Raw genomic sequence first — 9539 nt, forward strand, 5'->3', positions numbered from 1 at the left:
GCGCCGCGATCGGCAACCGCTGTCGCCTGACAGCCGCCGCGCGGGGCCGCCAGCCTCGCGCGGCGTTTTGGTTTGAGGCCCCCAGGAAGATCCATGGCAAAGCGTGACTATTACGAAGTCCTAGGCGTCGCGAAGAACGCCAGCGAAGACGACATCAAGAAGGCGTATCGCAAGCTGGCGATGAAGTACCACCCTGACCGCAATCAGGGCGAAGGTGCCAAGGACGCCGAGGACAAGTTCAAGGAGGCCAAGGAGGCCTACGAGATGCTGTCCGACGGCCAGAAGCGCGCGGCCTACGACCAGTACGGCCACGCGGGCGTGGACCCCAACCAGGGCTTCCGCGGCGGCCCGGGCGCGGAAGGCTTCGGCGGCTTCGCCGAGGCCTTCGGCGACATCTTCGGCGACCTGTTCGGCCAGCAGGGCGGCGGCCGGCGCCAGGGCGGCGGCCAGCAGGTCTATCGCGGCAGCGACCTGAGCTACGCGATGGAGATCACGCTGGAGGAAGCCGCGCGCGGCAAGGAGACGCAGATCCGCATCCCGTCCTGGGAAGGCTGCGACACCTGCCACGGCAGCGGCGCCAAGCCCGGCACCAGCGCCAAGACCTGCGGCTCCTGCGGCGGCAGCGGCACGGTGCACATGCGCCAGGGCTTCTTCAGCATCCAGCAGACCTGCCCGCACTGCCACGGCACCGGCAAGATCATTCCGGAGCCCTGCACGACCTGCAACGGCGCCGGCAAGATCAAGAAGACCAAGACGCTGGAAGTCAAGATCCCGGCCGGCATCAACGAAGGCATGCGCATCCGCTCCGCCGGCAACGGGGAGCCGGGCGTCAACGGCGGCCCGTCGGGCGATCTCTACATCGAGATCCGCATCAAGCAGCACGACATCTTCGAGCGTGACGGCGACGACCTGCACTGCACGATGCCGGTGTCGATGACGACCGCGGCGCTGGGCGGCTCGATCGAGGTGCCGACGCTGGGCGGCAAGGCCGAGATCGAACTGCCCGAGGGCACGCAGCACGGCAAGACCTTCCGCCTGCGCGGCAAGGGCATCAAGGGCGTGCGCTCCAGCTATCCGGGCGACCTGTACTGCCACATCAGCATCGAGACGCCGGTCAAGCTCACCGAGCACCAGCGCAAGCTGCTGAAGGAGCTGGACAAGAGCCTGCGCGACGGCGGCGAGCGCCACTCGCCGAACGCGAAGAGCTGGACGGACCGCGTCAAGGACCTCTTCAAGTAAGCCACCAACAGCGGCGTGCAAGTTCACGCCCGGATTGGGAATTCAAGCCACGGCCCCCACGCAAACCCGGGGAGCCGGCGGTGATCGCCGGGCGGACAATCCGCTTCGTGGTTGACGACATTCGCACACATCGTTGGGGTGCTGCCGGCCCGCTCTCTTCGGAGGCGGGCTTTTTCACATGGGCGCCCGCCACGCCCGCAGGACGGCGGCCATGACGCTGGCCAGCCCCTTGTCCAGCCCCCTGTCCAAGACGCAGGCGCTGGTCATCGACGGCAACGCGACCTCGCGCAGCCTGATGACCGCCCAGCTGCGCGAACTCGGCGTCGGGCACGTGCGCCAGGCCACGCGGGTGCGCGACGCCCGCGTCATCCTCGAGACGCAGCCCTACGACATCGTCCTGTGCGACTACTACTTCGACGGCTCGGAACTCTCCGGCCAGGACCTGCTCGATGAACTGCGGCGTGAGCAACTGCTGCCCTACGCCACGGTCTTTGTCATGGTCACCGGCGAGGCCTCCTACGCGAAGGTCGCCGAGGCGGCCGAGGCGGCGCTCGATGCCTACCTCGTCAAGCCCTACACCAGCGCCGCGCTGGCCGACCGCCTGGCCAACGCGCGGCACCGCAAGCTGGAGCTGAAGGCGATCTTCGACGCCATCGACGCCCGCGACTTCGACCGCGCCGCCGACCTCTGCCTGGAGCGCTTCCAGCAGAAGGCGACCTACTGGCTCTATGCCGCGCGCATCGGCGCCGAACTGCTGCTGCGCCTGGAGCGCCACGCCGAGGCGCGCGAGCTGTACGAGGCGATCATCGCCGCGCGCACCGTGCCCTGGGCCCGGCTGGGCGTGGCGCGCACCGAGGTGGCCAGCGGCAACCTGAGCGCCGCGCGCCGCACGCTGGAGACGCTGATCGGCGACATGCCCGACCAGGCCGACAGCTACGACCTGATGGGCCGGGTGCAGATGGAGCAAGGCGAGATCGACGCCGCGCTCGCGACCTACCGCACCGCCGCGACGCTGACGCCGGGATGCCTGCTGCGCCAGCAGCATTGCGGCACGCTGGCCTTCTATGCCGGCCAGCGCGACGAGGCGCTCAAGATGCTGGAACGCAGCCTCGCGCAGGGGCTGCGCTCCAAGCTCTTCGACTGGCACAGCCTGGCCCTGCTCGCGCTGATGCGCTTCGACGCGAAGGACGGCAAGGGACTGAAGTACGCCGCCGACGCCCTGGCGCAGGGCATCGAACGCGCGCCGCGAGACGTCCGGCTGCAGCGCTTCGACGTGCTGCTGCAGGGGCTGCGGCTGCTGATGGAACGCCGGCTCGCCGATGCGCTGCAGCTGGCGCGCGACTTCGCGCGCGCGCCGCGGACGAGGCCTTCGACCTGGAAGCCGCCTGCCTGCTGATCGCCCTGTGGGTGCGCATGGCGCGGCAGGACATCGAGCTCAGCGAGATGGACCTGCTGATGAGCCAGCTCGGGCTGCGCTTTTGCAGCTCCAAGTCGGCGACCGAGGTGATGCTCGCCATGGCCGAGGGCCACGAGCCCAGTTCACGGCTGATGCGCGAGGCCAATGCCCGCGTCTTCGCGATCTCGGAAACCGCGATGCGCCAGGCGATGCGTGGCGACGCGCAGGCCGGGGTGCAGCTGCTGGTCGAGCAAGGCGGGCTGACGCTGAACGCCAAGCTGATCGACATGGCGGCGCTGGTGCTCAAGCGCTACCGCGACAGAATGAGCGATCCCAGCGCGCTGGCGCCTCGCATCGAGGACCTGCAACGCCGCTACGTGCAGGCCAGCGGCCAGGGGCTGAAGGCGGCCCGTGCCGCCGGCGGCATGGCCTTGCGGGGATGAAGGCCGGTCCAGTGGCCGCACCGCGGCATGACGCAGGGCGAGGCTTCAGGAGATCTTCAGGTGGGACCACTACAAGGGCCGGTTTGATCATGCCGGCCTGACACAAGCAAGATGCCGTTTTCCGATTCCTCGACCTCGCGATCGCGCCAGGCCGGCGCTCCGCGCACACGTTCCCCGTTGACCCTGACCTGGCTGGCTGCGCTCTGGATCGGCGTGCTCGGCAACTGGCCGCTGTGGCAGCGCATGAGCGGCATGTCCGACTACGCCGGCCCGTCGGGCCAGCTGTTCGTCGTCGTCTTCGCCGGCATCGTGGTCCTGGTGCTGGCGGCCTGCTTCAGCCTGCTGGCCTGGCGCGCGGCGGTGAAGCCGCTGCTCACGCTGATGCTGCTGCTGACCGCGCCGCTGGCCTACTTCATCGGCAGCTACGGCGTGGTCATCGACAGCGCGATGATCACCAACGCGCTGCAGACCGACGTGCGCGAGACCCGCGACCTGATGGGCTGGGGCCTGGCGGCGCATGTGGCGGTGATCGCGCTGCTGCCGCTGCTCTGGCTCTGGCGCCAGCGGCTGACCGACCGGCGCTGGTACCAGCGGCTCGGCTGGAACCTGGCCAGCGTCGCGCTGGCGCTGGCGCTGGGCGTGGGCCTGGCGGCGACCCGCACCGCGGAGCTGGCCTCGACCCTGCGCAACCACAAGGTGCTGACCAAGATGGTCAGCCCGATCAACGCGATCTGGGCCAGCGCCGCGCTGGTCGTCCAGAAACAGAAGAAACCCAAGGGCCCGCCGGAGATCGTCGCCGCGGACGCGACGCTGACGCCCCGGCCCGCCGGTGCGCGGCCGCCGCTGGTGCTGCTGGTGGTGGGCGAGACGGCGCGCTCGGAGAACTTCCAGCTCAACGGCTACGGCCGGCCGACCAACCCGGAGCTCTCGGGCAAGCCGGTGCTGAGCTACCGCGAGGTCGCGTCCTGCGGCACGTCGACGGCGGCCTCGCTGCCCTGCATGTTCTCGCAGCTCGGCCGCGAGGCGTATGTCGACCACCCGGGCAACCAGGAGACGCTGCTGGACGTGCTGCAGCGCGCGGGGCTGGCGGTGCTGTGGCTGGACAACCAGTCGGGCTGCAAGGGCATCTGCGACCGCGTGCCCAATGCGCAGGCCATCAATCCCGCCCGCGCCGACCATCCCCTGCCCGCCGGCCTGTGCCGCCCCGACGGCGAATGCCTGGACGAGGCGATGCTGCACGACCTGGACGCGCGCATCGCCGCGCTGGATCCGCAGCGCGTCGCGCGCGGCGTGGTGCTGGTGCTGCACCAGATGGGCAGCCATGGACCGGCGTATTACCTGCGCACACCGGCCGAGCGCAAGCCCTTCCAGCCGGAGTGCCGCAGCAACGCGCTGCAGCAGTGCCCGCTGGAGGAGGTGCGCAATGCCTACGACAACACGATCGCGTACACCGACCACGTGCTGGCCAAGGCGATCGACTGGCTGGGCACCCAGCAGTCGCGTTTCGATCCGAGCCTGCTGTACGTGTCCGACCACGGCGAGTCTCTGGGCGAGAACAACCTGTTCCTCCACGGCATGCCCTATGCGCTGGCGCCCAAGCAGCAGAAGCATGTGCCGCTGATCCTGTGGCTGCCGGCACAGACGCGCCAGTCGCAGCGCCTGGACGAGGCCTGCCTCAGCCAGCGCCGCGACACGCCGATGTCCCACGACGGGCTGTACCACACGGTGCTGAGCCTGAGCGGCGTGCAGACCTCGGTCTACCGCAAGGACTGGGACTGGGTCGGCGCCTGCCGGCGCGGCGGCTGATCGACCGCCCTCAGGCTCGTCAGGCCCGTCAGAACAAGGACTGCTGCCCCTCCAGCTTCGACGGGGGTCTGAACTCGCTGAAGTCGAACCGGTGCCGCTCGCGGCCCAGGCCCAGGCGCTGGGAGGCCTTGCGCAGCCGCTGCTGCAGCAGTTCGGCCCAGATGCCCTCGCCGGTGAAGCGCGTGCCGAAGCGCGGATCGTTGTCCTTGCCGCCGCGCATGTCGCGCAGCCGCGCCATGATGCGCGCGGCCTTGTCCGGCTGATGCAGCCGCAGCCAGTCGTGGAACAGCGGCGCCACCTCCCAGGGCAGCCGCAGCGGGATGCTGAAAGCCTTGGTCGCGCCGGCCTCCGCGGCCGCCTCGAGGATGCGCTCCAGTTCGGGCTCGTTGAGGAAGGGGATCACCGGCGACACGCTCACCCCCACCGGCACGCCGGCCTCGGCCAGCGCCTTGATGGTCTGCAGCCGCCGCTGCGGCGAGGCGGCGCGGGGCTCCAGAATGCGCGACAGCGCCGGGTCCAGCGAGGTCACCGACAGGTAGACCGACACCTGCCGCTTGAGCGCCATCGGCACGATCAGGTCGAGGTCGCGCTCGATGCCGCTGGACTTGGTCACCACCGAGAACGGATGCCGCGCCTCGGTCAGCACCTCCACGACCGCGCGGGTGATGCGCAGCTTGCGCTCGATCGGCTGGTAGGCATCGGTGGCCGTGCCCAGCACCAGCGGCGCCGGCTGGTAGGCGGGCGAGGCCAGCGCCTCGCGCAGCCGCTCGGCGGCATTGACCTTCGCGATGATCCGGGTCTCGAAGTCCAGGCCCGGCGACAGGTTCAGGTAGCTGTGCGTCGGCCGCGCGAAGCAGTAGATGCAGCCGTGCTCGCAACCGCGGTAGGGATTGATCGAGAGATCGAAGCCGATGTCCGGCGACTGGTTGCCGCTGAGGATCTTGCGGGCCTGCTCCTCGATGATCTCGGTCCTGGGCGCGACATGCTCCTCCAGCGCCGTCTGGTCCAGCGTGCCCCAGCCGTCGTCGTACTGTTCGCGCTCGCGCGATTCGAAGCGGTGCGGCATGGCCCAGCCGCTGCCCCGGCCCTTCAGGGCATCGGCCTGGATGTACAGCGGCGGCCTGGCGATCTTGGTGTCTTGCGGCATACTGTCAATTTATACAGTAATCCGCCGGAATGCCAGTGCCCGTCGACATCCGCCGAGGCCCGTCGGCATCCTCGCGGCCGACATAATCGCCGCCCATGGATGCCCTCGAAGACCTGCTGCGCGCCGCCCTCCACGAGATGGGCCGCGGCCGCCACGCCGAGGCGGCGGCGCTGCTCGCGCCGCATGCCCACGTCGCGTCCAACCCGCTGCAGCGCTACCTGGGCGAGTCGCTGCGGCGCAGCGGCCAGGCGCAGGCGGCGATCGGGCCGCTGATGCAGGCGCTGGCGCTGAAGATCGACGACATCGACGCCTACCTGCAGCTCGCCTTCGCGCTGCAGACGCTGCAGATGAAGACCGAGGCGGCGGAGTGCTTCCGCACCGTGGCCGCGCTGCGTCCCGACAGCGTCATGGCGCAGGCCTACCAGGCCCATGGCGACCAGCAATGCGCGCGCTGGGACGACTTCGACGCCAATCTGCAGGCGCTGCACGCGGCGCTGCGCGCCAAGCCCGAGGCGGCGGACGACGAGTTCGGCGTGCCTCGCGCTGGCCGCCCTGCCCCACGCGCCGGCCGACCTGCTCAAGGTCGCGCGCCTGAGCACGCGTTTCCTGAGCCGCGGCATCGCGTCCCTGCCGCCCGCGCGGGCGGTCGACAAACCGCGGCTGCGCATCGGCTACCTGTCCGGCGACTTCCACGCCCACGCGACGGCGGCGCTGATGGTGGAGGTGCTCGAGTGCCGCGACCGCGCGGACTTCGAGGTGCTGCTGTTCTCGCATGGACCGGACGACGGCTCGCCGCTGCAGCAGCGCGTGCGCGCCGCCTGCGACCGCTTCATCGACGTGGGCGCGCTCGACGCGGCCGGCATCGCCGCGCGCATGCGCGCCGAGGGCGTGGACATCGCGGTCGACCTCAAGGGCCACACGGCCGGCAGCCGCTTCACCGCGCTGGCCGCGCGGCCGGCGCCGGTGCAGGTCGCGTGGCTGGGTTTCCCAGGCACCTGCGGCGCGGACTACATCGACTACGTCATCGGCGACCCGATCGTGACGCCGCTGGCCGACGCCCCGTTCTACAGCGAGCGCATCGCGCAGCTGCCGCGCTGCTACCAGCCCGGCGACGCGACGCGCCGCATCGTGCCGACGCCGCGCGCCGCGCTGGGCCTGCCCGAGGACGCGATCGTGCTGCTGTCGGCGAACGTGGTGCACAAGGTCCTGCCGCCGATCTTCGAAGCCTGGATGGTGCTGCTGCATCGCCTGCCCTCGGCGCTGCTGTGGCAGTTCAGCGGCGGCGAGCAGGCGGATGCGCGGCTGCGCGAGGAAGCGGCGCGGCACGGCATCGCGCCCGAGCGCCTGGTGTTCATGCCGCCGGTGGACATGGCCGCGCACTGGAACCGCCTGGCCGCCGCGGACCTGGCGCTCGACACCTGGCCCTACAACGGCCACACGACGACCAGCGATGCGCTCGCGGCCGGCGTGCCGGTCGTGACGCTGCGCGGGGACGGCTTCGCGTCGCGCGTGGCGGAGAGCCTGCTCGCCGAGGCCGGTCTGCCGGAGCTGGTCTGCGAGTCGCTCGATGACTACGTGGAACGCGCCTGCGCGCTCGCGACCGGGCCCAAGCCGCCGATCCGGCCGTGGATCGATTCACGCGCCTTCGCGCGCGACCTGGAAGCGCTCTACCGGCGCATATGGGCGCGCGCCGTGGCTGGCCTGCCGCCCGAGGCCCTGCCGGCCGTGTCCGTCCCGGTCGCGCCAGCCGGCGACGCCGCGGACGCTCGCCGGCCGTAGCCGTAGCCGTAGCCGTAGCCGTAGCCGTCACCATCTCGATCCGGCCTCGGTCGCGGACGCTATCTCCGTCTCGGCCATCGCCGTCACCGTCGTCGTCATCCACAAGCGCCGGTGACGTTGACCGGCGCCATGAAGCCGGGCTGTGGGCCACATGAAGAATCGATGAAGCGCCGCGCCGGCGGCGGCGCGGAGGCTTCGCGGACTGGTCCAATGCCGGCCATGAAGATTCTCCTGATCGAGGACGACCTCGACCTCGGCAATGGCGTGCGCATCGCGCTGACCGACCAGGGCATGGACGTCGTGTGGACCCGCCAGATCGCCGCCGCCTGGCACCAGCTGTCGCAGCAGCCCTGCGACCTGGTGCTGCTGGACCTGGGCCTGCCCGACGGCGACGGGCTGCAGCTGCTCGCGCGGCTGCGCCGCGAGTACGGCTCGCTGCCGGTGCTGATCCTGAGCGCGCGCGATGCGCTGCAGGACCGGCTCAATGGCCTGGATTCCGGCGCCGACGATTACCTCGTCAAGCCCTTCGAGCTGGCCGAGCTGCTGTCCCGCATCCGCGCGCTGGCGCGCCGCAGCTACGGCTTCGACGGCGAGCTGCTGTCGCTGCGCGGCCTGCAACTGCACATGCCCACGCGCCGGGTCAGCGTCGAGGGCCAGCCGGTGGAGCTGACCGTCAGCGAATACGAGCTGCTGCGACTGCTGATGATGCGGGCCGGCCGCATCGTCACGCGGCGCACGCTGGAGGAGCAGGTGCTGCCGGGCGGCCCGGGCAACGCGAGCAACGCGCTGGACGTGCACATGGCCAACCTGCGCCGCAAGATCGGCGACGGCTGGGTGCGGACGGTGCGCGGCGTGGGCTACGTGATCGACCAGGAGACGCGATGACCGCGTCGTCCTTCCGCCTGCCCCCGCCGCCGGGGCCGCGGGCCGCCCTCGTCCTTGTCCTCGTCCGCGTGGGCCGGGGCCTGCGCGAGGCACTGCTCGCCGTGGTCCGGCCCAGCTTGGTGCGGCGCCTGCTGGTGGCCCAACTGGCGCTGCTGATGCTGCTGTGGGTGCTGGGCATCGCCTATCTGCTGCACCAGGGCGGGCGCGCCTTCCTGCTGCTCCAGTCGAAGCAGATCTACCCGACCATCCTGGCGATCGCTGACGACACCGGCAGCACGCCCGAGCGGCGCCGGCAGGCGCTGGACCTGCTGCACGCGTCCATCGTGGAGGAATACGACACCTCGCCCGAGCGCCAGCCCGCCATCCTGGTCACGCGCGGGACGCAGGTGCTGTACCGGTCCCGCAACGCGCCGGAGATTCCGCCGCTGGACACCGGCGGCGCGCTCGTCACCGTGAGCACGCCCACGCAGCGGCTCCATGCGCGCACGGTCGCCGGGCCCCACGGACTGCGCGCGACGATGTTCGGCCCCAACGACGGCTGGAACCTGCTGCGCACCATCTACTCCGACGGCTTCTACCTGATGCCGCTGCTGGCCAGCCTGCCGCTGCTGGTGCTGCCCGCCTGGCTCTCGATCCGGCTGGCGATGCGTCCCTGGACGGCGGTCGCGCGAGAGGTCGCCCGGCGCGGGCCGCAGGAGCTCGCGCCGCTGGCCTATCGCGACGGCCATCGGGAACTGGCGCTGATGGTCGACGCGATCAACGGCTGGATGCGGCGCGTGGCGGAGAGCGCGCAGCGCGAGCGCAGCTTCATCGCGGACGCCGCCCATGAGCTGCGCACGCCGCT

The 9539-nt window shown here is 70.9% G+C and carries 8 protein-coding genes and 1 pseudogene; 7 read left to right on the forward strand and 2 right to left on the reverse strand.

All coding sequences use genetic code 11. The features are described 5' to 3' along the window. The first annotated feature begins 93 nt into the window (after positions 1–93). The 4 genes from dnaJ to FUT87_RS13500 all read left to right on the forward strand — a co-directional run bounded on the left by dnaJ (position 94) and on the right by FUT87_RS13500 (position 4884). Complete coding sequence (gene dnaJ / locus FUT87_RS13485; RefSeq protein WP_091723150.1) at positions 94–1239, forward strand: molecular chaperone DnaJ; 1146 nt, start codon at positions 94–96, stop codon at positions 1237–1239. A 211-nt stretch (positions 1240–1450) separates the two neighbouring features. Further along, entirely contained in the window at positions 1451–2635 is a 1185-nt protein-coding gene (locus FUT87_RS13490) for a response regulator (protein WP_186830525.1), read from the forward strand. Between the two features lie 17 nt (positions 2636–2652). Next, positions 2653–3078 (forward strand): hypothetical protein, encoded by a 426-nt coding sequence (locus FUT87_RS13495; protein WP_147241354.1) that lies wholly within the window; start codon positions 2653–2655, stop codon positions 3076–3078. A gap of 177 nt (positions 3079–3255) precedes the next feature. Further along, positions 3256–4884 carry a phosphoethanolamine transferase gene (locus FUT87_RS13500; protein WP_186830526.1) on the forward strand — a complete coding sequence of 543 codons (1629 nt, stop codon included), beginning with the start codon at positions 3256–3258 and terminating at the stop codon, positions 4882–4884. 28 nt (positions 4885–4912) lie between these two features. Here the strand turns inward: FUT87_RS13500 and FUT87_RS13505 are convergent, their stop codons facing one another. Together FUT87_RS13505 and FUT87_RS13510 are read right to left on the reverse strand one after the other, a co-directional pair. Next, a complete protein-coding gene (locus tag FUT87_RS13505; protein WP_147241356.1) occupies positions 4913–6031 on the reverse strand; it encodes a PA0069 family radical SAM protein in 1119 nt (372 codons plus the stop codon). Then, positions 5974–6474, reverse strand: coding sequence for a hypothetical protein (locus tag FUT87_RS13510; RefSeq protein ID WP_147241357.1), 501 nt, complete (start codon positions 6472–6474; stop codon positions 5974–5976). The genes FUT87_RS13505 and FUT87_RS13510 overlap by 58 nt, the downstream gene beginning before the upstream one ends. Between FUT87_RS13510 and FUT87_RS13515 the strand changes: the two genes are divergently transcribed. The 3 genes and pseudogenes from FUT87_RS13515 to FUT87_RS13525 all read left to right on the forward strand — a co-directional run. After that, positions 6461–7810, forward strand: a complete 1350-nt coding sequence (locus FUT87_RS13515) for a UDP-N-acetylglucosamine-peptide N-acetylglucosaminyltransferase (RefSeq protein WP_147241358.1) — start codon at positions 6461–6463, stop codon at positions 7808–7810. The genes FUT87_RS13510 and FUT87_RS13515 overlap by 14 nt on opposite strands. 219 nt (positions 7811–8029) lie before the next feature. Further along, positions 8030–8695, forward strand: a complete 666-nt coding sequence (locus FUT87_RS13520; protein WP_147241359.1) for a response regulator — start codon at positions 8030–8032, stop codon at positions 8693–8695. After that, positions 8692–9539: pseudogene (locus FUT87_RS13525) on the forward strand (hypothetical protein); the annotation flags it as partial. The gene FUT87_RS13520 and the pseudogene FUT87_RS13525, both read left to right, overlap by 4 nt.

This window comes from Mitsuaria sp. TWR114, from assembly GCF_007997345.1.